Annotated in this window: 23 protein-coding genes; 16 read left to right on the plus strand and 7 right to left on the minus strand. The window is 31.9% G+C overall.

All coding sequences use genetic code 11. The features are described 5' to 3' along the window. Positions 1-32: 32 nt before the first annotated feature. From mreC to rodA, 4 genes are read left to right on the plus strand one after another with little or no spacing between them, the layout of a single operon-like run. The gene (mreC, locus tag J0383_RS08615; RefSeq protein WP_207297999.1) at positions 33-863 is read left to right on the plus strand and encodes a rod shape-determining protein MreC; all 831 of its coding nucleotides are present in this window, start codon (positions 33-35) and stop codon (positions 861-863) included. After that, complete coding sequence (locus tag J0383_RS08620; protein WP_207298000.1) at positions 856-1,362, plus strand: rod shape-determining protein MreD; 507 nt, start codon at positions 856-858, stop codon at positions 1,360-1,362. The genes mreC and J0383_RS08620 overlap by 8 nt, the downstream gene beginning before the upstream one ends. Then, the gene (gene mrdA / locus J0383_RS08625) at positions 1,359-3,323 is read left to right on the plus strand and encodes a penicillin-binding protein 2 (protein ID WP_207298001.1); all 1,965 of its coding nucleotides are present in this window, start codon (positions 1,359-1,361) and stop codon (positions 3,321-3,323) included. Before J0383_RS08620 ends, mrdA begins: the two co-directional genes overlap by 4 nt. A gap of 15 nt (positions 3,324-3,338) precedes the next feature. After that, positions 3,339-4,574, plus strand: a complete 1,236-nt coding sequence (rodA, locus tag J0383_RS08630; protein WP_207298002.1) for a rod shape-determining protein RodA — start codon at positions 3,339-3,341, stop codon at positions 4,572-4,574. A gap of 159 nt (positions 4,575-4,733) precedes the next feature. Here the strand turns inward: rodA and J0383_RS08635 are convergent, their stop codons facing one another. From J0383_RS08635 to xrtF, 6 genes are all read right to left on the minus strand, one after another. Beyond that, on the minus strand, positions 4,734-5,414 hold the full coding sequence (locus J0383_RS08635) for a DedA family protein (protein WP_207298003.1): 681 nt from the start codon (positions 5,412-5,414) through the stop codon (positions 4,734-4,736). Positions 5,415-5,545: 131 nt separating this feature from the next. Next, positions 5,546-5,890 (minus strand): heavy-metal-associated domain-containing protein, encoded by a 345-nt coding sequence (locus J0383_RS08640; RefSeq protein WP_207298004.1) that lies wholly within the window; start codon positions 5,888-5,890, stop codon positions 5,546-5,548. Between the two features lie 34 nt (positions 5,891-5,924). Then, complete coding sequence (locus J0383_RS08645) at positions 5,925-7,934, minus strand: TonB-dependent receptor plug domain-containing protein (protein WP_207298005.1); 2,010 nt, start codon at positions 7,932-7,934, stop codon at positions 5,925-5,927. Between the two features lie 112 nt (positions 7,935-8,046). Beyond that, positions 8,047-8,439 (minus strand): HYC_CC_PP family protein, encoded by a 393-nt coding sequence (locus J0383_RS08650; RefSeq protein ID WP_207298006.1) that lies wholly within the window; start codon positions 8,437-8,439, stop codon positions 8,047-8,049. Between the two features lie 45 nt (positions 8,440-8,484). Next, on the minus strand, positions 8,485-8,931 hold the full coding sequence (locus J0383_RS08655) for an exosortase F system-associated membrane protein (protein WP_207298007.1): 447 nt from the start codon (positions 8,929-8,931) through the stop codon (positions 8,485-8,487). Further along, a complete protein-coding gene (gene xrtF, locus J0383_RS08660) occupies positions 8,921-9,457 on the minus strand; it encodes an exosortase family protein XrtF (protein ID WP_207298008.1) in 537 nt (178 codons plus the stop codon). The genes J0383_RS08655 and xrtF overlap by 11 nt, the downstream gene beginning before the upstream one ends. A 71-nt stretch (positions 9,458-9,528) precedes the next feature. Between xrtF and J0383_RS08665 the strand changes: the two genes are divergently transcribed. From J0383_RS08665 to J0383_RS08680, 4 genes are all read left to right on the plus strand, one after another. Then, positions 9,529-9,984, plus strand: a complete 456-nt coding sequence (locus J0383_RS08665; protein ID WP_207298009.1) for a GAF domain-containing protein — start codon at positions 9,529-9,531, stop codon at positions 9,982-9,984. Positions 9,985-10,017: 33 nt separating this feature from the next. Next, complete coding sequence (locus J0383_RS08670; RefSeq protein ID WP_207298010.1) at positions 10,018-10,716, plus strand: toxin-antitoxin system YwqK family antitoxin; 699 nt, start codon at positions 10,018-10,020, stop codon at positions 10,714-10,716. A gap of 170 nt (positions 10,717-10,886) precedes the next feature. After that, on the plus strand, positions 10,887-11,153 hold the full coding sequence (gene rpsO, locus J0383_RS08675; protein ID WP_207298011.1) for a 30S ribosomal protein S15: 267 nt from the start codon (positions 10,887-10,889) through the stop codon (positions 11,151-11,153). A gap of 178 nt (positions 11,154-11,331) precedes the next feature. Next, the gene (locus J0383_RS08680; protein WP_207298012.1) at positions 11,332-13,476 is read left to right on the plus strand and encodes a polyribonucleotide nucleotidyltransferase; all 2,145 of its coding nucleotides are present in this window, start codon (positions 11,332-11,334) and stop codon (positions 13,474-13,476) included. An 82-nt stretch (positions 13,477-13,558) separates the two neighbouring features. On the opposite strand, the gene J0383_RS08685 is transcribed toward J0383_RS08680, so the two are convergent. Then, positions 13,559-14,632 (minus strand): fatty acid desaturase family protein, encoded by a 1,074-nt coding sequence (locus J0383_RS08685; protein WP_207298013.1) that lies wholly within the window; start codon positions 14,630-14,632, stop codon positions 13,559-13,561. A gap of 105 nt (positions 14,633-14,737) precedes the next feature. Between J0383_RS08685 and J0383_RS08690 the strand changes: the two genes are divergently transcribed. From J0383_RS08690 to J0383_RS08725, 8 genes are all read left to right on the plus strand, one after another. Further along, positions 14,738-15,700: a hypothetical protein gene (locus tag J0383_RS08690; RefSeq protein ID WP_207298014.1), complete on the plus strand. Its 963-nt coding sequence runs from the start codon at positions 14,738-14,740 to the stop codon at positions 15,698-15,700. 187 nt (positions 15,701-15,887) lie between these two features. Further along, complete coding sequence (locus J0383_RS08695; protein WP_207298015.1) at positions 15,888-16,283, plus strand: hypothetical protein; 396 nt, start codon at positions 15,888-15,890, stop codon at positions 16,281-16,283. 95 nt (positions 16,284-16,378) lie between these two features. After that, positions 16,379-18,109, plus strand: a complete 1,731-nt coding sequence (locus tag J0383_RS08700) for a tetratricopeptide repeat-containing sensor histidine kinase (protein ID WP_207298016.1) — start codon at positions 16,379-16,381, stop codon at positions 18,107-18,109. 2 nt (positions 18,110-18,111) lie between these two features. Continuing rightward, positions 18,112-18,858 carry a LytR/AlgR family response regulator transcription factor gene (locus J0383_RS08705; protein WP_207298017.1) on the plus strand — a complete coding sequence of 249 codons (747 nt, stop codon included), beginning with the start codon at positions 18,112-18,114 and terminating at the stop codon, positions 18,856-18,858. 162 nt (positions 18,859-19,020) lie between these two features. Then, positions 19,021-19,266, plus strand: coding sequence for a hypothetical protein (locus tag J0383_RS08710; RefSeq protein ID WP_207298018.1), 246 nt, complete (start codon positions 19,021-19,023; stop codon positions 19,264-19,266). Between the two features lie 192 nt (positions 19,267-19,458). Next, positions 19,459-20,202 (plus strand): hypothetical protein, encoded by a 744-nt coding sequence (locus tag J0383_RS08715; protein ID WP_207298019.1) that lies wholly within the window; start codon positions 19,459-19,461, stop codon positions 20,200-20,202. 5 nt (positions 20,203-20,207) lie between these two features. Next, entirely contained in the window at positions 20,208-22,991 is a 2,784-nt protein-coding gene (locus J0383_RS08720; protein WP_207298020.1) for a TonB-dependent receptor, read from the plus strand. 13 nt (positions 22,992-23,004) lie between these two features. Further along, positions 23,005-24,183 carry a DUF4249 domain-containing protein gene (locus J0383_RS08725; RefSeq protein WP_207298021.1) on the plus strand — a complete coding sequence of 393 codons (1,179 nt, stop codon included), beginning with the start codon at positions 23,005-23,007 and terminating at the stop codon, positions 24,181-24,183. Positions 24,184-24,317 lie beyond the last annotated feature (134 nt).

Genomic DNA, 24,317 nt, shown 5'->3' on the forward strand with positions numbered 1-24,317 from the left:
GCATATCCTGAAACAAAATAACCAGACAAGAAATGCAGCAAATTTTTAATTTCATTATAAGAAACAGTAATCGATTGCTGTTTTTGCTGCTTTTAGGTATTTCGTTGACGCTCACAATTCAATCGCATTCTTACCACAGAAGCAGAGTAATCAGTTCGGCTAATTTTCTAAGCGGAGGTGTTTATGAAAGAATTAATCGTGTAAACGAATATTTGAATTTAAGAGCCGAAAATGATGAACTTGTATTAGAGAATGCAAGGTTAAAAAGTCTTTTATTTAATAAAGAAGACACTACCAAAGCACCGCTACCTGATAGTATTAAAGGGGTAAAACCAGCAGATATCATCGTTTCCAAGGTAATTCATAACTCATACAATACACACGAAAACTATATCACATTAAATTCCGGAAGAAATGAAGGAGTTAAACAAGATATGGGAGTAATTAACAGTTTAGGAATCGTGGGTGTTATAGACAATACTTCTCCAAATTACTCAACTGTAGTAAGTATTTTGAATATGAAGTCTCAGATTAATGCTAAAATCAAAAAATCAAATCATTTTGGTTCTCTTACCTGGGACGGAAAAAGCACAGGATTTGTACAGCTTGAAGATGTCCCTAGATTAGCATCTATCAGAAAAGGTGATACTATTGTTACGGGAGGACAATCTGTAATTTTCCCTGAGGGAATCAACATTGGTACAGTAGATAAAATCTTTATTAAAAAGAACACCAGTTACTACGTCATAAATGTTAAATTATTTAATGACATGACGAATCTAGGACACGTTTACATAATTAAAAGTAAAGACAGAGAAGAACTTATTAATCTAGAAAACAAAAGCAAAGAAAAAAATGAATAGCGCTTTGTTAGTAAATATTTTTCGTTTCATTATACTGCTGGCAGTTCAAATTGTTATTTTCAATAACATGAATTTTCTAGGATACATAAGCTCATTCCCTTATATTTTATACATCATATTATATCCAGTAAACAGTAATAGAGCTGGTTTGATTATTTCGAGTTTCTTATTAGGGCTGGTAATGGATATGTTTTGTAATTCGGGAGGAACTCACGCAACAGCTTGCTTAATATTATCGTATTACAGACCTTATATTTTCAAGTTCTCTTTCGGATTAAGTTATGAATACCAAACCATTAAACTAAACGAATCATTAACACCAGAACGGTTTTCATTTATTCTGGTCTCGGTTTTATTACATCATATTGTACTGTTTACATTAGAAGCATTTCAGTTTAAGTTCATTATCGATGTATTGCTCCGAACACTCTTTAGCACCATTTTTACTATTATCACTTCAATTATAATAATTTATCTTATTAAGCCCAATAAACGATGAGAAAAGTCTTGCTGCCCTCTTTAATTATTATTGCAGCGTCTTTGCTAGTGATTCGGATATTCTATCTGCAGATTGTCGACGATTCATTTAAATTGAAATCAGAAAATAATGCGATAAAAAAGGTCTACGACTACCCGGAACGAGGTTATATTTATGATCGAAATGGCAAACTTATGGTTGCCAATCAAGCTTCTTATGACATCATGGTAATCCCAAGAGATATCAAAGAAGATCTTAATGTGGCCGAATTTTGCGCACTTTTAAATATTACAAGAGAAGAATACGATAAACGAATTGCAAAAGCAAAAGTTTATAGTCCGAGACTTCCATCTGTATTTTTATCTCAGTTAAATAAAAACGAATTTGCTGCTTTTCAAGAGAAAATCAGAAAATACGAAGGTTTCTACTTCCAGAAACGTTCTCTTCGTGATTACGAAGTAGATTATGGCGCGAATATTTTTGGTTTCATTACGCAGGTAAACGAAAAACAAATTGCACAGAATCCGTACTATAACAGCGGGGATTTAATTGGAAAACAAGGTGTAGAAGAAAGTTATGAAGAAATTTTACGCGGTATAAAAGGTGTAAAATACATTCAGAAAGACAAATACAACCGTGAAATTGGCCCTTATAAAGAAGGACGATACGATACGATTGCCGTTGCTGGAGAAGATATCAATTTAACTATTGATGCAGAACTTCAAAAATACGGAGAAGAATTAATGATTAATAAAAGAGGTGGAATTGTAGCAATCGAGCCTAAATCAGGGGAAATTCTTGCTTTAGTTACAGCTCCTTCTTATGATCCGGGAATTTTAGTTGGAAGACAAAGATCTAAAAACTACACGCTTTTATATCATGATTCTATCGCCAAACCATTATATGACAGAGGACTTTTAGCAGAATATCCTCCGGGTTCTCCATTTAAAATTTTAACTGGACTAGTGGCTTTACAGGAAGGCGTTGTAAACGAACAAACGACTTTTATGTGTCATCACGGATTTAGTTATGGAGGCGGACGTTTTATGAAATGCCACGGTTTTGGACCTCATCAGCTTCATAATGGAATTTACAATTCTTGCAACACCTACTTTGGCCAAGCTTACATGTTGACCATAAACAAATATGCAGATCCTGGAAAAGCGGTTGACGTTTGGAGTGATCACGTAAAAAGTTTTGGTTTAGGACAATTTATGGGATATGATTTACCAACAGGTAAAAGAGGAAATATTCCAACATCAAAAACATATAAAAGAATTTATCCTAATGGCGGATGGAGAAGTTCAACGATTGTATCTAACGCGATTGGACAGGGAGAGGTCTTAATGACGCCGATTCAGCTTGCAAACATGATGGCAACTGTTGCAAATCAAGGATATTATTACACGCCTCACATCATTAAGAAAATTGAGGGTAAGAAAATTGATGCTAAGTTTACCACAAAACATACGACTACGATTGACCAGAAATATTTCCCTCCAGTTATCAGCGGTTTGTTTGATGTATATAACAAAGGAACAGCTTATGCACTTAAAGTAAACGGAATTGATATTTGCGGAAAAACTGGTACTGCTGAGAACTTTGCTAAAATTAATGGTAAAAGAACACAGCTTAAAGACCACTCTATTTTCGTAGCATTTGCTCCAAAAGATAATCCAAAAATTGCTATTGCAATCATGATTGAAAACGGAGGTTTTGGTGCCAACGTAGCCGGACCTATTGCGAGTTTAATGATAGAGAAATATCTGAGACATAAAATTACGAGAACAGATCTTGAAACAAGAGTTTTAAACAAAAGTTTGGCTGCTGAATATGCTAAACTGGGCGGAATGAACGAAGCTAGCAAAATTGAATCGGTACCAAAAGATTCTATTTTACAAGCAAAAATCGTAAAACCAAAAACCGAAGCTCCTAAAACTGAAGCTAAGAAAACAACAATAGACACTACTAAACAGAACTAAGAAAGATTATTTCAAATGAAAAATCAAAGTGTAAAAAATAATATTGATTGGATAAGTGTCTTTATCTACATTGCGTTGGTAACTTTAGGCTGGCTGAATATCTATTCATCTTCTCTATTATCAACTGACGGCACTTATCAAAAACAGCTGATTTTCATTGGATGTACCATTCCTTTAATTTTTGTTGTGCTTTTTGTTGACGGAAAATTTTATGAAAAATACGCCAGTATAATTTTCGGTGTTTCTCTTTTGTCCTTAGCCGGATTATTTCTTTTTGGAAAAACAATTGCAGGTCAGCGATGCTGGTACGCTATTGGAAGTTTTACCCTTCAGCCTTCAGAGTTTGCAAAAGCCGCAACTTCATTGGCATTGGCCAAATATTTAAGTGACACTCAAATAAATTTAAAAGAAACCAACAGGCAGCTGCAGGCTTTAGCAATCGTCTTTCTTCCAGTAATGCTAATTTTACCACAGCCTGACCCAGGAAGTGCTTTAATTTACAGCGTTTTCATTTTGGTTTTATTTAGAGAAGGACTTCCTTCGTGGTATGTATGGACAGGATTTATTACCATTTTATTATTCGTCCTTACACTCGTATTAGAACCATATGTGGTTATTTTAATTTCACTTGGAGTACTATTGATTATTCATTTTAAAGGAAGAGCTGTAGACAGAAATATCATTTTAAGTGCTATTATGCTAGCGGTAATCTCTGGTTTTGTTCTTTCTGTTGATTATGTATTTGACAACGTTTTTAAACAGCACCACAGAGATCGTTTCAATATTTTATTGGGTAAAACCGTCGATATGAAAGGTATTGGATACAATACCAATCAATCTGAAATTGCGATTGGATCTGGAGGATGGCTTGGAAAAGGCTTCCTAGAAGGTACGCAGACAAAAGGAGGTTTCGTGCCAGAACAACATACAGATTACATCTTTACAACCGTTGGAGAAGAATGGGGTTTTGTTGGCTCTTTAGTCGTTATCTTGCTTTTCACTTGTCTGTTTTTAAGAGTAATTTATTTAGCTGAAAGACAGAAAACAAAATTCAGTCGGGTTTACGGATATTGTGTTGCCGGAATTCTGTTTATACATTTCTTCGTTAACATTGCCATGGTTATTGGTATTTTCCCAACAATTGGGGTTCCTCTGCCCTTCTTTTCTTATGGAGGTTCTGGACTCTGGGGATTCACCATTTTGCTGTTTATCTTCTTAAAAATGGATGCTAATAAGGTAAATGAATGGTAATCTTGAATACCAATATTTAAATTCCAAATTCCAATTGACTTACTATATAGGAGATTTAAAAATCTCTTTTTAGACAAATAATTTTATCTGTTTCACCAACAGATTGACATAAAAAAATCCCCGAAGTAATACTTCGGGGATTTTTATTTTTATGATATTTTATATTTGCTCTGTTGGTTTTTTCTTTAAAAGCTTAAGTAAAACCGGGAATGTAGAGATGATGATAATAACTATAATAATAACTTCAATATGCTCTTTTAAATCGATTCCTTGTTCTAAAAAGACACCATATAAATAATGTCCCGAAAAGATCAAAATAAACGACCACAAAAAAGAACTCAAAATATTATAGAACATAAACTTCTTTTTATCCATCGAAACAATTCCTGCAATTATAGGTGCAAATGTTCTGAAGATTGGCAGAAAGCGAGCATAAATAATAGCTTTTCCGCCGTATTTTTCGAAGAAATCTTTAGATTGTAAAAGGTATTTTTTCTTAAACCAGAAAGTATCTTCTTTCTTAAATAAGTAATAACCGCTTTTTGCTCCAAACCAGTAACCTGTCATGTTACCTAATACTCCCATTAAAGCTACTGCAGTAGAAAGCAAAAATACATTTATGAAATCACCTGGGATATAAACAACATTTTGAATTAAATCTCGGCTATAAATACCTGCTAAAAAAAGTAAACTGTCCCCTGGAAGGAAAAAGCCTGCAAAAAGTCCTGTTTCTGCGAATACAATAAACAGAACAATAAATAACCCAATCTGAACACCTCCGATACTTAAAGTTATATAAAATTCAGGGTTTAGTAACTGGGTCCATTGAAAGTTATTCATAAAATGAGTTTGGTTATACGTATCAGCTTGTGAAATTAACGATTATTTATTTTAACAACAATTAAAAGCAGTATTTTAAAGATAAATTAACTATTAAAAAAGCCCAAGTATCAACTTGGGCTTCTAAAAAATTATTGTTCTCTTTCGTATTTGCAGCAAGAATGTAAATTATTATAATCTGTATCTGTCGCTTTTACTTCCTTTGTATCGTGTCCGGCCTTTGCAACTGCCATATTTAAATCTTTTGTAGAAGATTTTTCTTCATTCAAAATAACACTCAGCTGGTGGGTGCTTACATCCCAAGAAGCAGTTTTTACACCTGGAACACCAAATGCGGCTTTTTCAATTCGTTTTTTGCACTGTTCGCAATTTCCGTTTACTTCTGTCGTGTATTTTAAATTCTTATTTTTTTTAGTTTGAGCCTCAGCCGTAAATCCTAAAAAACTAATTATCGCTATTAAAATTAAATTCTTCATTTTGTATCTATTTAGTGTGTAAAATTAATATTCTTTATTTGATTTTGAATCGTAATCCTGCATAATACATCTGTCCGAAAATTGGAGCGTATGCTACAGAAGCATCAAAGTTTGGACCGAATGGATCATTAGCGCCTAAAATTGCTTTTTGCTGTTTATAATTACCGATGTTCTCTCCTCCTATATATACTTCAAAAACAGGAGAAAAAATTCGTGTAACCTGAGCATTCATTACAGCATACGAAGGTGAAAAATCAGGAAACTGATCCTCAGCAGGATTAGAAGCCGTGTAAGGAAGCTGTTGTTTCCCAGACCAGTTAAATGTATAGTCGAATTTCCATTGTTTTCCTTCATCACTTGCAGTCGTTTCGTATTCTAAATTCCCCAAAAAACGATGTTTTGCTTGAAGCGGACGCTGGAAAGTTCCTCTCAAATAATCCGTCTGGATATCATAATATTTATAAGCTGTTCTCAAATTCAAATTTTGAATCAACTCATAATTAAATTCAACCTGCAGACTGTTGGCAAAAGAGCTTCCTTTCAGATTGTAAAACAAAACATCCTGCGGACTTTGCATAATATCTACTATCGCCTGATTTTGAAAATCGGTTCGGTATAAATCAAAACCAGCTTCGGCATTTTTATTAAATAGTTTGAATTTCTGAGAAAAACTGATTCCGTAATTCCATGCAATTTCTGGATTTAGCCCATATACTTTTCCATTATTATCTAAAATTGAAAAAGTTCTTGAACTGGCAAATAACTGCTGATTTTCGGCAAAAATATTAGCCGAACGTTTGCCTCTTCCAGCAGAAAAACGAAGTACTCCATTTTTCCAAGGATTGTAACGAACATGTAAACGCGGCGTTACAAAAAATCCTAATCGGTTGCTGTTGTCTACTCGTCCACCTAAAATTACACTGAAATTATCGGTATTATCATAGGTATATTCAAAGAAAGCTCCAACAGAATTATCAATTCGGCTGTAATCCACAATATTCACAAACTCTTGATATTGATCGTATGTAAAATTCAAACCCGTTGTGAATTTATGCATCGTATTATTAATAATCGAATTGAAAATCAAATTCGAATAGAAACTGTTTTGCCTGATATCATAGAGATTTAAACCAAAATAAGAATCTTGTTTGTGGCTGTTAAATGAGTTTTGAAAACCAATACTCTGATACGGCATATCAGGAAAAACATAACCAATTTTTGTAGAAACATCAAAACGTTCTGTATTGATTTCTGATCCCCAGTGATTGGTTGTACCACGATCACGATCTTTATCAAAATCAAGTTCTCCAGTTTGTTTTTTATCATTCATATATCGGAAATTGATAAAACTCACCAGTCCGCTTTCGGCATCATAATATTGGTACCGATTTAAAACATTGATTTGTTTTCCTAGCGGATTATCCAAGAAACCGTCGTTGTTCATATCATTTTTGGCGACACGTGCATTTCCATGAACGAATAAACTTGTGGCCCATTTATCTGATAATTTTTTATTGAAATGTGTATTCAATTCAAATCTTGAATCGGTAGCACCATACGCATTTAGAAAAAACGGAATGTCGTTTAATGGTTTTAGAAGTTCTGTATTAATTTGTCCAGAAATACTTTCATAACCATTGATAACGCTTCCTGCACCTTTGGTAATCTGAACACTTTCAATCCATGTTCCCGGTGTAAAAGACAATCCGTAAGCCTGTGAAGCACCTCGCACAGAAGGAATATTTTCTTCTGTAATCATTAAATACGGGCTTGTAAGCCCTAACATTTTGATTTGTTTTGTTCCTGTTAATGCATCCGAAAAATTGACATCAATAGACGGATTCGTTTCAAAACTTTCTGCCAGATTACAACAAGCTGCTTTTAAAAGCTCTTTACTCGTAATTAATGAAGTATTGGCTGTAAGTGTATAGGATTTTTTAATTCCTTTTTGCTTTTTTGTGATTTTTACTTCTTCCAGATTTTCTTGTGAAAACATAGGAACAGAAAGCAAAAACACCACAAAAAGCATGATATTTTTTTGCATAAAAAAAGACTTTAATGTTGTTTAGATTTTTGAATGCTGTTTCTCAAAATAAGAAACACACAAACATTACATTTCAAGCCACACGAAATGACTTGATTCTAAAACATTAAAATCAGGAATAAAAAATATACTGGTGATATAATTTGAATAAGGGGGGCGCATTCGCATCAGAATAATACGAAATAATCTGACTGCTTTTAAAATTCGGAACCGATAAAAAAGCAATTGGTTTGTATTCTTCAATTACAGCAGGAAATGCTAACTGAAAGAAGAAGATTTTTAAAGTCGCATCATCTGATTTTTTCTCAAAATGAACCACTTTATCTTTACAGCAGGAGGATACTTTTTCTTTTTCACCGCAACATTTTTTCTCTGGTTTAGCAGAAACGCTGGTATTTAAAGATACAGAAGCAATTTTTCCTCCACAATAATGCACATCAAAAGCAAACCCTATGTTGGAAACCAACAAGAGAAAAGCCAATAGTAAAACAGTGCATTTTTTCATACTGCAAATATATCTAAAGATTCTGCGATAAACTCTAATGAAATGTTATTTTTTTGAATTTTGAAGCTGGTAATAAAATGCCGGAATAAACAAAAGCACAAATATGGGCTGAATGATAAATCTTCGCACATAAAACAAAAGCCAATTGCTATTTGGGAAGTATTCTATAATTATAAAAAACGCCGCAAAAAGCAAAATCGAAAAAACAGAATATAAAATAGCCGTAAAATTTAAAATTCCTTTATCCTGAAAAAGTGTATAAATTAAAATCAGAGATAAAATTGTATTTAAACCAAAGCGAAATATCAAATTATAAAAAAGCTTAAAAGAGTCAACTTCAGGCAACGGCACATTCGTAAATTCTGATTCGAAATATTCTAAAAAAGGATCGTAAAACAATGAATTTTCGAATGTCCTGATTAAGGCAAAACAGAAAATAACTCCAATAGAAATTAGAATTTTACCTTTATGCTGTAAAAGACTATTTAGCATATTTAGAAAATTTATTTACCCAAATAACCCAAAGGATAAAAACAGCGCCATAGATAATTAAAGGAAAAACAACTCCGTGTAGAAAATGTCCTTTTTCGGGAAAATGAAATAACAAAACTGTCAATAATGCAATTCGTACAACGTTTAAAATATAAATCAATACGATTCCGAAAAGGATATATAATAAGGTAGCTTTTAATTTACCCGAAAAAGCAAGTACAAACGAAATAAATAAGATAATAACACTTATTGCATTACAGCCTTCAATAATTCTCACCAAATATTCATTCTGAAAAAAAACCTGAAGACCAGAAGCGCCTATATTTCTTTGAACATCGACATCGTAACCAAATGCTTCCAGCAAATGTTCGACATTCTTGCCGACAAACTGAGTAATTCCGTCCACTTCAGTCGTGCTAAAACTATTTAGATAAAGCTTATACAATACCGTAAGCACAATATAAGCCGCAAAGAAAGTGCCTATAAAAACTAGAAACGGCCTGAATTGTACCAAATATTTTTTCAATAGATTTTTTTTTCAAATTTATGTATTTTTTGAGTTTAGCTTTAAATACTTTTGTATAAAATTTTTAAATCATGACATTTCAAGAATTACAACCAAAAATAAGCGCAATAGTTTCTGACACTAAACTTGTTAGAGACGAAAAATTATTAGCAGTCTGCCAGTTATTAAATGAAAATGTAGAATATTACAACTGGGTAGGTTTCTATTTTGCTAATCACGAAGCCAAAACACTTCATTTAGGACCTTATGTAGGTGCTGAAACAGATCATACTGTGATACCTTTCGGTAAAGGAATCTGCGGACAAGTTGCTGAAAGCAATGCAAACTTTGTGGTGCCGGATGTTAAAGCACAAGATAATTATATTGCCTGCAGTCTGACTGTAAAATCTGAAATTGTAGTGCCTTTATTCGTAAACGGAGTAAATATTGGTCAAATCGATATTGACAGCCATGTTATTGACCCTTTTACTGAAGCTGACGAAAGATTCCTTGAATTTGTAAACCAAGAAGTTGCCAAATTATTCTAGAAGTCCTATTTTTAGTATAAAAAATAGCGCTGAATGAAAAAAAGCTTTTTCATACTATTTCACCTTATCATTTCGGTTCATCTGTCGGCACAGATTAATATGGTCTCGAAAAAGATCTTTCTGGACTCGTTAAATCGCGAAACCACACCTGATAACTATGCCTATACAAGGGTAATTACCAATTATTCTCAGAAAAACGTACGTTATGTTGTAACTGATTTTTACAAAAACGGAAGAAAGAGAATGACTGGTTCTACTTTGGACAGAGATATTCTAAAGAAAGATGGCGAGTTTATTTATTATTACAAAAGCGGATCTAAAGAATCTGTTGTAAATTATTCTGAAGATCATAAATCTGGAAAAGAGGTTAATTGGTACGAAAACCAAAATAAAAAATCTGAAAAACAGAATAGCTGGGATCCTAAAACAAAAAAATCGCAGACTCTGATTTTGAATTTTTGGAACAAAGACAACGAACAAACCGTAACGAACGGAGAAGGCGAATATGAAGAAACAGATACTTCTGTAACACAAAAAGGCTCCCTTAAAGACGGATTAAAACAAGGTGTATGGAAAGGAAATGACATCGTTCGCAAAATTTCTTTCACTGATAATTATAACAAGGGAATTCTAATTTCAGGAACAAGTGTTGATGAAAATAATATGAAGTTTTCGTATTCTTCTTTGGCAGAAAAACAAACTGGCAAAAAGGTTGTAAAAACCAATAAATAACACATGATTTGTCTTCAAAAATACCGCCAAATCATTAAAAAAGAATTTCTTAATGCCTTATTTTTAGATTCTTTTATTTTTTTTTGATTTTTCTGTTTTTTTAATCTAATTTTGCACCCGTCTTACAAAAGTTGTATTGACATACATAAAAATCATTAAATAATATTGGAATGTATTTAACTAAAGAAAAGAAAGAAGAAATCTTCGCACAACACGGTGGTGCAACAAACACTGGAAGCGCAGAAGGTCAAATTGCATTGTTCACTTACAGAATTTCTCACTTAACTGAACATTTGAAAAAAAATCGTCACGATTACAACACTGAGCGTTCTCTTGTACTATTAGTAGGTAAAAGAAGATCTTTGTTGGACTACTTGAAAAAGAAAGATATCAACAGATATCGTGAGATTATCAAAGTATTGAATATCAGAAAATAATCAATATAGAAAAGAGGTGCGAGAGTGCCTCTTTTTGTTTTTACATTACAGCTATTTATAATAAGCATATTACAAGAAAAAAAGTTTGGTTTTTCATTGGGTTTTAGATAACAACAACTACACACAACAACAACTACAACACAACTAAAACCCATTGTATAATCAAAAAGGAAAAATTATGATTCCACAAGTTTCACAAGAAATTATCGATTTGGGAGATGGAAGAAGCATCTCAATCGAAACTGGTAAATTAGCAAAACAAGCCGATGGTTCAGTTGTTGTACGTTTAGGAAACTGTATGCTTTTAGCAACAGCAGTTTCTGCAAGAACCTCTAACCCAGGTGTTGACTTTTTACCATTAACGGTAGATTACCGTGAAAAATTCGCTGCAGCGGGACGTTTCCCTGGAGGATTTTTCAAAAGAGAAGCAAGACCAAGCGACAGCGAAGTATTAACAATGAGATTAGTTGACCGTGTGTTACGCCCACTTTTCCCAGACGATTACCACGCAGAAACTCAGGTTATGATTCAATTAATGTCTCATGACGATGAAGTTATGCCAGATGCATTAGCTGGTTTGGCTGCATCTGCTGCATTAGCTGTTTCAGATATTCCATTTTACAACTTAATTTCTGAAGTACGCGTTGCTCGTATCGACGGAAAATTAGTAATCAACCCAAGCAGAACTGAATTAGAAAAATCTGACATCGATATGATGATTGGAGCTTCTATGGATTCTGTAGCTATGGTTGAAGGCGAGATGAAAGAGATCTCAGAAGCTGAAATGGTTGAAGCAATTAAATTTGCTCACGAAGCTATTAAAGTTCAAATTGTTGCTCAACAAAAATTAAGAGCAAAATTAAGCTCTCAAGAATACAGAACTTACGAAGGTGAAGTTGAAGACGAAGCTGTTTACGCTAAAGTAAAAGCTGCTGCTTACGATAAATGTTACGCAATTGCTCAAGAAGCTTCTGGAAAAGCAGAAAGAGGAGAAAAATTTGCGGCTGTAAAAGAAGAAGCAAAAGCTTTATTTACAGAAGAAGAATATGCTGAAAATGCAGAACTTGCAGGTTTGGTTGGAAAATACTTCTACAAAACAAACAAAGAAGCAGTTCGTAACGTAATTCTAGAAAAAGGAATTCGTCTTGATGGTAGAAAAACTACGGAAATTAGACCAATTTGGTGTGAAACTGATTATTTACCATCTGTTCACGGATCTTCTTTATTTACACGTGGAGAAACTCAAGCCTTGGCTACAGTAACTTTAGGAACTTCTAAAGAAGCTAACCAAATCGATTCTCCATCAGAACAAGGCGAAGAAAAATTCTACTTACACTATAACTTCCCTCCTTTCTCTACTGGTGAAGCAAAACCATTAAGAGGAACTTCAAGAAGAGAAGTTGGTCACGGTAACTTAGCTCAAAGAGCTTTAAAAAATATGATTCCTGCAGATTGTCCTTATACAATTCGTGTTGTTTCTGAGGTTTTAGAATCTAACGGTTCTTCTTCTATGGCAACTGTTTGTGCTGGAACAATGGCTCTTATGGATGCTGGAGTTCAAATGACAAAACCAGTTTCTGGTATTGCTATGGGATTAATTACTGACGGTGAGAAATTTGCTGTATTGTCTGATATTTTAGGAGATGAAGATCACTTAGGAGATATGGACTTTAAAGTTACTGGAACTGCCGACGGTATCACAGCTTGTCAAATGGATATCAAAATCGAAGGATTACGTTATGACATTATGGAACAAGCTTTAGCGCAAGCTCGTGACGGACGTTTACACATTTTAGGAAAATTAACTGAAACAATTGCTGCTCCAAGAGCAGATGTTAAAGCTCACGCACCTAAAATTATCACTAGAACTATTCCTGGAAACTTTATTGGAGCATTAATTGGACCTGGAGGAAAAGTAATTCAAGAATTACAAAAAGCGACAGGAACTACTATCGTAATCAACGAAGTTGACGAGCAAGGAGTTGTTGAAATTTTAGGAACTGATCCAGAAGGAATCAAAACGGTATTGGCTAAAATTGACGCTTTAACTTTCAAACCACAAGTTGGCGAAGCTTACGAGGTGAAAGTAATCAAAATGCTTGATTTTGGAGCTGTTGTAGAATACACTGCTGCACCAGGAAATGAAGTATTGCTTCACGTATCTGAATTAGCTTGGGAGCGTACTGAAAACGTTGCTGATGTAGTTAAAATGGGAGATGTTTTCCAAGTAAAATACTTAGGAATTGACCCTAAAACTAAAAAAGAAAAAGTGTCTAAAAAAGCACTTGTTCCAAGACCTCCACGTGAGGAGAAAAAAGAGTAATCAGATCTTAGTTTACTAAAGGTTTATTCATAGAAAACCCCAATTCATGTATTTGAATTGGGGTTTTTAAGTTTTGGAATTTCTAATCAGGTTTTCCCATTTTATACAAATGTTTGAAATGAGAATACATCATTTCAAATAATGTTTTATGATGATAGGGCTGTTTATATTCTCTTGTCGTTTCTTCAATTATGGCATTTATTTCACTGTAATTGGTGTGGCAGATATTTGGAAATAAATGATGTGCTGCATGGCAATTTGATCCTCCACTTAAAAATCTTGCCCACCCTTTATCTGCGTCCCAATCACAGCTGGTATAAAGCTGATGAACTGCCCAAGTGTGCTCCAGAAATTCTCCTTCAGGCTGAGGATAATCGGCTTCATCAAAAAAATGGGTACCAACGAGCATTATAATAAATATCATAGAAGTAAAAGCACTTGCAGAAAGATACGTCAGCGTAACAAAATTCCATGAAAAATGAGTATACAGTATTGGAAAAATTAAAACCAATGAAAAGTAGAATACTTTATACAATATAAATCTCAAATACAATTCAAACTTAGGAACTCCCCTTTTCATCCAATCATATTCATTTGAAAATAAATAGACCCAGTCACTCATAAAAACAGAATGTAACAGCGTAAACATATAAACAAAAGGCGCATAATAAACCTGATATTTATGTTTTGGTTTCCACGGATGCGTAGGACTCAATCTTAAAAAAGGATTTTTATCGATGTCGATGTCACTTCCTTCTACATTTGCATATAAATGATGAGAACGAATATGTCTTAATCCCCAAAGCATTGGATCTATTCCAACAGTAAGAAAACTATAAAAATGAAGTACCGAGTTTGCTTTCTTATTCTTGAATGCTGTATTATGAGACGCATCGTGTCCGAAACTAAAACCAATTAACAATCCAGATAACTGAAAAACAACATACAGCAACCAAAAGGTCATTTTACTTATGGAATCTGAAAAAAGAAAACCATAGCATGTATAACACACAATTGTCCAAAACACTCCTTTAAACCAAAATCTGGCATCTCCGTAAGAAGTATTTTTATCTTTAAATTTTTCATAGACTTTTTCTTTTAAAGCAGAGAAAAATATTTTTTCTTCTTCTGATTTATTAAAATATTTAGCTTTCATAATAACATACATTTTATATTACGAAGCAAACGTATTGTGTTTATCGCATTCAAATTTGCGCAAACCAATAAAACATTTTTATATATTTGTGATTATCGCAAAATCATGAATCATCAAGAAACTTTTTTAAAAGCTATTAGAAGCAAAATTTCTAAGTCAAATTCATTAATCGATGAAATAGCCACTATTTTGGAAATAAGCTATGATGCGTCACACAGACGAATATCTCAAAAGAGCAAATTTTCAATTGATGAAACCATCAAGCTCGCTAGTCACTTTAATATTTCGCTGGACAATATATTTTCTAAAAAAGAGAAGGTTATTATTGAAAAAACCATTGAAATTACATCCATGAAGGATATGCTTGAATATTTCAGATCGTCTGCAATCCAAATCGAAGCGTTAACAAAAAATCCAAGTACTACATTGTTTTATTCGGCTAAGGACATTCCTTTGTTTTATTTTATGGATGGAACAATTCTATCAAAATTCAAAGCCTTTGTATGGATTAATCTTTTGAACAACAATCAAAAAAAAATTTCTTTTGAAAAATTTATAATCGAAGAATCTTTTTCTGATTCCATGCAAAAACTAAAAAAGATTTACGAAAATACTATAGTAAATGAAATTTGGAACGATACAACCATAAACAGCAGTCTGCAGCAAATACTATATTTTTATGAAGCTGGTCTTTTGAATTTAAAAAGTGCCAACGCACTTTGCAAAGATTTAAAACGAATCATTAATTTGATACAGGAAAAATGTAATAATCCAGAGAATAACTTTTCTGTTTATTACAACGAACTGATTTTACTCAACAATAACATGCTTATTGAAACGGATGAAAAATTAACTATGTTTGTTCCTTACACACTTTTAGGTTATTTTATTACCGATAATGAGGATGGCTGCAAAAATGTCCATCAGTTTTTTAAACAACAGATTCAGAACTCAATACCCTTAAAACAATCTGGAATTAAAGAACAAAACCTCTTTTTCAACCGAGCAATCCGAAAAATTGACTATTACTTGGATAAGATAAATTCTCAGGTAGATTTACATTTTTAAATGTTAACTTCCAAATCTTCGAACTATGTTTTATTTTTTTTAATATTTAGGACAATCTTACAATTATTTATTCTTTCGTGAAGAAAATGTAAAAAATTAAAAAAAACACGTGAAAACTTACATTTTATTAAAGAAAAAAAATACCTTTAACCACCAAAAATAAATTATTAACCCTAAAAACCTTATTATGGATTTTAATATCATCCAAATTACCAAAATCAATAGTGAAGATTTTTCGTTTATCGATAAAACAAACCTTACTTTTCCAATAGCTCCTTTAGCTTCAGCATTTATTTATCAGAACAATGGAGTTGACACATTAAAGATTTGCGCTACTTTATATATTAACTCAAAAGATTCTCAAAGCCCTCTTGTTGGCACAATTACAGAACACGTTGATACTGTAGAAATTTATTTTGACTATGACTGGGATGAGAGCACACCAGAAACATACGACGTTTGGTATGTTGAAGTAGATTACAGTTCAGACACAATTGCAAATGTTTCAAGAGTTATTTCTTATTTGAGAGACATTGATCCAGAAACTTCAAGAGGTACAGAAACAACGGTTAAATATCCATGATAAATTGTATTTGTATAGTATAAAAAGAGCATCGATAAAAATTTCTTGTTAGGGATTTTTGCCGATGCTTCCTTTACTTTTATAAAACAAATATTATGTTTAGAACAAAACTAATTCTAAGTCTATTACTTTTATTTTTAAGCTTTTCCGTTTCTTCACAAGAGAAATACAACAATGATTTATTAAATTCAGAACTTAATAAAAAAATGTTGAAGTTTAAAGATGAAATTAATTTCAAAAAAGCACAGCAATTTTTCTTTCAAAAAAACTGGGATTCGACTTTAGTGTATTCTATGAAACAGCTAAATTCAGGAAAAGTGAAAGAACTGAAAGACTATTGCCATTTTTTAAGAGGAAGCAGTTTCAGAGAATTAAAACTTTTTGAAGAAGCAAAAAAAGAATTCAATTTGCTTTCAAAAGAATTTATTCTATATCCGTTGGTGTACAACAATCTAGGAATAATATCACTTGAATTAAAAGATTTCAAAAAAAGCATTTATTATTTCAATAAACTTGAGCAGCTTTCAGATAAGGATCAGAAAAAATACTACATCAAAAGTCTTCACGAAAATTTAGGAGTTTGTTATCTGCACTTAAACAAATTTTCTCAAGCAGAAACTTATTTTTTAAAAAGCAGTGAAATTTTAAAATTAGAAAAAGATACTATTTCCTTAATTGGAAGCTACAATAACATTGCAAATTTATATTATCAACAATATAAAGATAATTTAGCAATTCCATATTTTGAAAAAGCGTATCTTTTATCAGCTAAAGTAAAAGACTTTGAAGTAAAAAGACAGACTGCAAAAAACATGTCAGTCGTTGAAGAAAACAGAAACAATTTTAAAGCTGCTTTGACTTATAGAAAAGAATCTGAACAATGGAAAGATTCTTTAAACAACCAAAATAAAATCTGGGCTGTAGCCGATTTTGAAAAGAAGTTTGCAGTTGCTCAAAAACAAAAAGAGATAAAAGTTCTTCAGGTTGAGAATAAACTTAAAAACACGCAGCGAAATAGCTTATTCTTCTCTGCAGTTGGATTGCTTTTAATTTTAACCGGAGGTGTTTATTTGTATGCCCAAAAAGTAAGAAATGGTAAAACCATATTGCGCCAAAAAAATAAACTTGACGAATTAAATGCCACTAAAGACCAGCTTTTTTCTATTGTAAGCCATGATTTACGTTCGTCTGTAAATGCTTTAAAAACCAGTAATGCTAAATTATCGGCTACACTTGAAACTAAAAATTACGATGAATTAAGTCACCTGATTATTCAAAACAGCGGTATTGCAAATGGTGCTTATAGTTTATTAGACAATTTATTGCACTGGGCCTTATTGCAAACGAAACAATTGTATTTTCATAAAGAATCTGTTCATTTACATTCTGTTATTCAACAAATTGAATATAATTACAAACCATTATTAGTTGATAAATCTATTGATTTTGAAAATTTAGTTTCAAAGAACATATTTCTATTTGTTGATCTTGATTCTTTAAAAATTGTATTTCGTAATCTTTTAGATAATGCTATTAAATTTTCGAATGAAAACGGGCAAATAAAATTTCTATCGAACGATCTTGATTCTGATTATTGCCAGGTTATAATTCAAGATACCGGAATAGGAATGAGCGAAAAGACCATTACAGAATTACTTCAAGAGGGCGAATTACTGGCCAAAAAAGGAAATTCTGAAATTATTGGAACGGGTTTAGGATTACAATTATGTAAACAGATGATTGCTAAAAACAATGGAACATTTACAATTGAAAGTGAACCCAATAAAGGAACGAAAATGATTATAACATTACCCAAAAACAAATAAAAATGGACAATATTAATGTTTTGATTATAGAAGATACACCTGAACAAAGCGATATGCTTGTAAAAGTGCTGCTGGAAAATAATTATAGCATTGCAGGTGTGGCCGCAAATTTTGCCGATGCCCTAAAACTTTTTTATGAAAAAACGGTAGACATTATTATTATAGATGTTTTTCTTGACGGCAAACCAGAAGGAATTACTTTCGCCGAATCGATCAATATCATCCCAAATGCTTCTAAACCATTCGTTTTCTTAACGAGTTCACAAGATCGACAGATTTTTGAAAGGGCAAAACTCACAAAACCTTTCAGCTTTTTAATGAAACCTTTTAACGAATTGGAAATTTTATATGCCATAGAAATGGCTGTAGAAAAGTTCTACGAACAGACAAATGTTTTCTTGAGCGAAGAGCAGAACACGGTTATAAGCAACGATTCATTATTTATAAAAAAGAAAAATTCCTTAAAGAAAGTTGCTCTGGAAGACATTCTTTATATAGAAGTCGAAGAACGTTATTGTAACATTATTACCGAAAAAGAAAAATTTGTTATTTTAATATCATTGACCAAAATCAGTGAGTTATTGGATAAAAATAAATTTGTAAAAACGCATCGAAATACAATTGTAAATATTGACAAGATTGAAGAAATCATTTTGGCCGATAATCTTATCATATTAAAAGGAAACCACAAAATCAATCTAAGTGATACGTACAAAGATTTTATAAAGAAGATGAACATCTTATCTTAAAAAATATCTCCCAAATAAATTAAATCCTCTTACTAAGAGGATTTTTTATTTTGAATCCTGTTTTAGCACAATTCGTGACATAAAAAAAAGCTTTCATGACAATTGCACAAAAAAAAGAAAACATCAAACTTATTTTTACCACGATAATAAAACAAAAAACAGATGAAAACAGCCATAATTGTACAACCAGAGATGAAGCTTTTAACGATTCTTAAAAAAATAAAAAACAATCCTTGGATTGGAGTCACGGTATCTTTGGCAGTTATTATTCCAAGTTTATATAAAGTATTAGATGATGTAACGGTTTTCAGAATAGAATATATCTGGCTTGCAATCTTTTTTCCCTTGTATCTCAGATCTTTAAAAAAAATATTCGATGAAATTCTAGATAATCCAAATGAAATGTAATAGATCAAAGAAGAAAAACTAAATTCTCGCTAACTATATTCAGTAAAAAGCCTAAATCATTGTGATGATTTAGGCTTTTTTACTTAAAAAACAATTGATTTATCACATTTTAACAGATAACCGTTTTGTTTATAAGCTTTTTTTTATATTTTTGGAATCTACCAAAGACAATCATCAAAACCATCAAATCCTTTGAAAAATTATCAAAAAAAATCCGTTTTCCTCATATTATTTGGGGTATTCCTAAACATTTATATTAGTTACGGTCAAACAAACAATGATGTATATATTTACAATTGGTTTGACAAATCTGTTGGCAAAAACAATCTCGATATTAATAATGGGACGCCACACACGAATCCTTATAGAACTTTAAATGACAGCCATTTATATTTAATTGATAAATATGAATTAGGAAAAATTACTTATGAAGGACAAAATTACTACGAAGTAAATCTTAAATATGATATTTATAGAGATTTATTAGTTTTAAATCCTTATGGAGAATCTGAAAATACAGGTATTAATTTGATTCAAAATAAGGTTGAATCTTTTTCTATACTAGATAAAAATTTTGTCAAAATAGACAAAAAAAACAATACCGTACCAGAATTCACAACAGGTTATTATGAAGAAACTAAAATTGGACCTGATTTTACTTTCTATATAAAACACCATAAAGACATGCAAAAAACGGCTTCCGAAAATGGTCTTTACTACACTTTTAAAGAAAACAATACTTTTTTTATCGATTTTAAAAATCAAATATATGCCATTAAAGGAAAGAGCGATATTTTAAAATTATTTCCTGAGCAGAAAAAACAGATTAACGGGTTTTATTTAATGAATAGAGAATTAAGAAAATCTGATTTAAACCAGTTCATGAAAAATTTGATGAAATATACATATAACTCTCTTTCAACAGCAATCAAATAAGACAAATGAAAAAAATTTTACTCTCCTTAATTATTGTATTCTCCTTTCAATTGTCTTTTGCACAAAATACAAATGAGAAGTTATCTATTACTTTTAAAGATGAAACTTTAGCCAATGCGCTTAAACGTATTGAAGAAGCATCAGGATATAAATTTTACTTTGATCCAACTTGGGTTAATTCAGATAAAGAATTGATTTCAGGAACATATACTGATATAAAAATTGATGATTTACTTGACAAAGTACTTAGCAAAACCGATTTGAATTTTATCATTCTGAAAAACAAAGTTATTTTTACTTTAAACAGTACAATTCACGACACTTTACCTTCAAATTATTTCGCCGATGCTCCTGCCGAAACAGATCAAAAGGGTAATGACCAAAGCGAAAACCCAATTTTTCATCAGCAATATGATTCGATCAGCAATTATAGTGTAAACAAAAAATCTTCAATTGTTTTTATTGGTAAAGAAAACAAAGACAATGTTAAAAAAACATACACGGTTTCTGGATCAATTAAAAATGAAGAAACTGGAAAAGCAGAGCCAAATATCTATATTAAAATACGAAACAAAAATATCAGCACTTCAACTGATCTTGACGGAAACTATTCTTTACAGCTTCCTAGAGGAGTAAATATTATTGAAGTTAAATCTCTAAGCCATAAAGAAGTAGTAAGAACATTAATGGTATATGACGATGGAAAGTTTGATATTAATATCAACGAAAAATCGAATCAATTAGATGAAGTTGTAATTAAAAAGAAAGGACAAAAAACTACCGAAACAACTGTTTCTGGTCTAGTATCTATTGATATTGAAGGCATTAAAAATGTTCCTTTAATTCTTGGTGAACGAGATATTCTTAAAGTTGCCACAACTTTCCCTGGAATTAAAACTACAGGAGAAGGATCGGCAGGATTTAACGTACGAGGAGGAAAAGACGACCAGAACTTAATTCTTTTGGATAATGCAGTATTATATAATCCGCAGCACTTTTTAGGATTCTTTTCGGCGATAAACCCATATACAGCAAAAAAAGCAGATATCTATAAAGGAAGTATTCCTGCAGATTTTGGAGGAAGATTATCTTCTGTTTTTGACATCACTACTAAAAATGGAAATCCTGAAAAATTCTCTGGTGAAGGGGCTATTGGTCCTATAACTTCAAATCTTACCTTAAGCACTCCAATACAAAAAAACAAATCAAGTATTATTGTTGGTGGTCGCGCTACTTACTCTGACTGGGTTTTAAAAACTCTTGATGATGAAAATCTAAAAAACAGCCAGGCAGGATTTTATGATGGTATTATTAAATACAACAATGCTATTAATGCCAACAATAATTTAGAAGCTACAGCTTATTACAGCCATGATCGTTTCAGTCTAAGTTCGGATTCTATTTACAAATACAGCAATAGATTAGCTTCTTTGAAATGGGATCATACTTTCAGCAAAAAAAGTAAAGGAGCTTTAATTTTTACAAACAGCGAATACAAATTCAATATCGATTACGATTCAAATGATATAAATGCATTTGATTTCGGATATAAAATAAATGAATCACAATTACAGTTAAAACTTAACTATCAACTGAACCCAAAACATACTCTTTCTTACGGTATTGCAAGCAAATTATATAACATTTCACCAGGATATCAGCATCCAAAAGATCCAAATGCTACTTTAATTTCAACTGATATAGAGAAAGAAAGAGCATTAGAATCTGCGGTATACCTTGCTGACAGTTATAAAGTAAATGACAAATTACTTCTTGATCTTGGTTTAAGATATTCTTTTTATGCTTCTTTAGGAGAAGCTAATGTGAATACATACGAGCCTGGATTACCACTAAGTGATGAAACTGTTACCGGAACAGAACACTATGGAAAAAATGAGGTTGTAAAAACATATGGCGGACTTGAACCTCGCCTTGCTGCTCGATATTTTATTACCGAAGATTTTTCGATAAAAGCAGGGTATGATCTAACACGTCAATATATTCATTTATTATCAAGTAACGTTACCCAATCTCCAACAGATACTTGGAAATTATCTGATTCTAATGTAAAACCTCAAACTGCTCAGCAAGTTTCTTTAGGTTTATTTAAAACACTAAAAGATGAAGAATATGAAGTTAGTTTAGAAGGCTATTACAAAAAGTCGAGTAACATTCTTGATTATAAAGTAGGAGCTCAGATTCTTTTAAATGATAATGTAGAAACTGAATTATTACAAGGTGAAGGAAAAGCTTATGGAGTTGAGTTACTTTTAAAGAAAACAACCGGAAGATTAAACGGATGGATTGGATATACGTATTCACGTTCGTTTATCAAACTTGACAGTCAATTCAGTTCAGAAATCGTAAATAATGGGCGATATTTTCCAGCCAATTTTGACAAACCTCATGATTTAAGTGCTATTTTAAACTATAGATTTACAAAACGTTATAGTTTATCAAGCAACTTTTTATATCAAACAGGCCGACCAATTACCTACCCTATTGGAACTTTTCAATATGGAAATTCACAATACACTTTATATAGTGACAGAAATGCCTATAGAATTCCGGATTACATTCGTTTAGATATTGGAATTAACATTGAAGGAAACCATAAAATTAAAAAATTAGCACACAGTTTCTGGAATATTTCTGTTTACAATGTGCTTGGAAGAAACAATCCATACTCTATTTATTTCGTAACAGATCAAAATGGAAAAGTAAAAGGATACAAGACATCTATTTTCTCAATACCTGTACCAAGTATTACTTATAATTTTAAATTTTAATTCTTAGTTTAGAATGAAAAATTATAACCGAAATAGTATCATTATTTTAATTACATCAGCTTTTATTTCTAATAGCTGTACAGAAACATATCCTTTATTGACCAATACTTATGAAGAAGCAATTGTTGTTGAAGCTACGATTACGAATGAACTAAAAAATCAGGAAATTAAGCTTACTAAAACAGCGCGTTTTGAAGATGAAAGTTATATCCCTGAAAGTGGTGCTGAAGTATTTATAACAGATAATTCAGGAAAAAGATATGACTTTGAAGATCAATCTGATCGCTATGTTTCAAAAACAGAATTTCAAGCAGTACCAGAAGTAAAATACCAATTGCATATAAATACGAAAGACGGCAGATCTTTTGAATCGTCTATAGAAACTCTTTCAGCAGTAAATCCGATGCAAAGCGTAAAAGCGGCAGTTGAAACGAAGGAAAATCAAAGAGGTGTGAGTATAAGAATAAATAGTTTTGACCAGAACAATAAATCCAAGTATTACAGATATGAATATGAAGAAACATACAAAATTATTACTCCCAAATGGGTTAATACAAAAGCGGTCATAAGTCAAAATGGAGCACTTACTTTTGTACCTAATTCTACTGATACCAAAGTTTGTTATGGTTCTAAGAAAAGCACTAATCTAATTTTAGTAAGCACAAATAATTTAAATGAGGATCGTGTTAATTATATGATTCGGTTTATAAGCAATCAAGATTATATAATCACTACACGCTATAGTATACTAGTAAAACAATATGTTGAAAATTTGGCGGCATACAACTATTACAGCACACTAAAAAAAATGTCTGGAAATGAAAGTATTTTATCGCCTACGCAACCAGGAATTTTATTAGGTAATTTAAAATCTACTAAAAATCCAAACAACAAAATTGTTGGATATTTTGATGTTGCATCAGTATCTGTAGAAAGAATTTATTTTAATTATGCTGATTTATTTCTTGGGGAAGCACCGCCGCCATATTATACAGATTGCCAAGAATTTTGTTATGCCGACTATCCTTTCAATCCTGACCCATGTACACATGCAGGCCACTTTATGGACGATTTAAGCTTAAATAAAATTAGCTATTATTTATTTGGCAGATTTTACTTTTGGGTCAATATTCCCTGTGGAGATTGCACTACGATTGCATCGAATATAAAACCAACATTCTGGACAGACTAAAATATAAACTTACAAATTAAAATAGATTCTTCAAATTCAAAACCAGAAAACTATTTCTCTACAACTATGAATACTTTTTGCAAAAAAATAATATTTCTAATATCCGTCAGCTTTTTTCTAAACAGTTGTACAGA

It is taken from the genome of Flavobacterium endoglycinae, assembly GCF_017352115.1.
Lineage (GTDB): Bacteria > Bacteroidota > Bacteroidia > Flavobacteriales > Flavobacteriaceae > Flavobacterium > Flavobacterium endoglycinae.